Raw genomic sequence first — 1288 nt, 5'->3', positions numbered from 1 at the left:
AAAAACCTCAAAAAAGCCCTTTTACGGCTGGTAAATGAGTAAAAAACTCTCTTTTACAATGTAAACTTATGTAAATAAACAAGAGAAAATAAGCTGTTAACGCTGCGTTTTTGTAATTCTACAAACAAAAAAAATCATCTGTTAGTCAGAACCCAATCGAGAGTTTTGACTAACAGATGATTTTTAGAAAACCTTGAGCTTTTGAATACTCTAGGCTTCAGCTACCCAATCAAACAATATAAAATCATATATTCGCTAATGTGGTTATAATTTGAGCATTATTTTGCTTAAACTATGTAATCTTACGTAAGTGTTGCGATACTTCCTGTATATTCCTGTATTTATCCTTCAACTATTAAGCCTGTTAAAGGTAAATATTCGATTGGACAAGTTACGTTGTCATCAAATGTTACAATTTCAAAGTTATTCTCGTCTGATAAAATTTCTCGGACTAGCATATTGTTCAATGCGTGTCCTGACTTATAGGCATTAAAACGACCTATAATGGGATAGCCAATCAGATATAAATCGCCTAAAGCATCTAATATTTTGTGACGAACAAACTCATCAGCAAAACGTAGCCCTTCAACATTCAAAATGCGAGCATCATCGATAACGATGGCATTATCCATACTACCGCCTAATGCTAAGTTATTTTGTCTTAGAGTCTCAATATCTTGTAAAAAACCGAAGGTACGGGCTTCACTTAGTTGTTCGATAAAATTCTGTGTTGAAAAATCTAATTGAGCATGTTGAAAGTCTTTATCAAATGCTGGATGATCAAAGTCAATTTCAAAATTTAACTCATATCCTTCATATGGATGCAGCTCTGCCCATTTGTCATCAACTTCGACACGCACAGGTTTGACGATTTTCAAAAACTTTTTTAGCGCTTCTTGCTCAACAAAACCTGCTTGCAATAATAGACCGACAAAAGGCGATGCACTGCCATCCATAATTGGTATCTCGCTTGCTGATACCTTTATTAATAGGTTATCTACTCCAAGCCCAGCGATTGCACTTAATAAATGCTCTACTGTACCAACACGCGTCCCACCGAAAACAAGATTTGATGACATCATAGTATCTTGTACCAAAAAAGCACTGGCTGGTATTGGCGCACTACCAACGATGTCAGAACGCTCGAAAACTATTCCAGTGTTAACTGGTTGCGGATGAAACTCCAAATCGACAGGCTGACCACTATGCAAACCAATGCCTGTGATAGCTATCGCTTTTCCTATGGTTCGTTGATTCATGGCTGTTTTCTCACATACTTTGTTACAAT

General features: G+C 36.4%; 1 protein-coding gene. It reads right to left on the bottom strand.

What is annotated here, in order from left to right; translation table 11 throughout:
• Nucleotides 1-341: 341 nt before the first annotated feature.
• Nucleotides 342-1259, bottom strand: a complete 918-nt coding sequence (lpxC, locus tag ACS8FD_RS15045; protein WP_439261894.1) for a UDP-3-O-acyl-N-acetylglucosamine deacetylase — start codon at nt 1257-1259, stop codon at nt 342-344.
• Between the last annotated feature and the right edge of the window lie 29 nt (nt 1260-1288).

This window comes from Psychrobacter sp. 1U2 (genome assembly GCF_051847575.1).
Note: the sequence above shows the minus strand (reverse complement) of the source record. Positions and strands in the feature narration are given on the sequence as shown.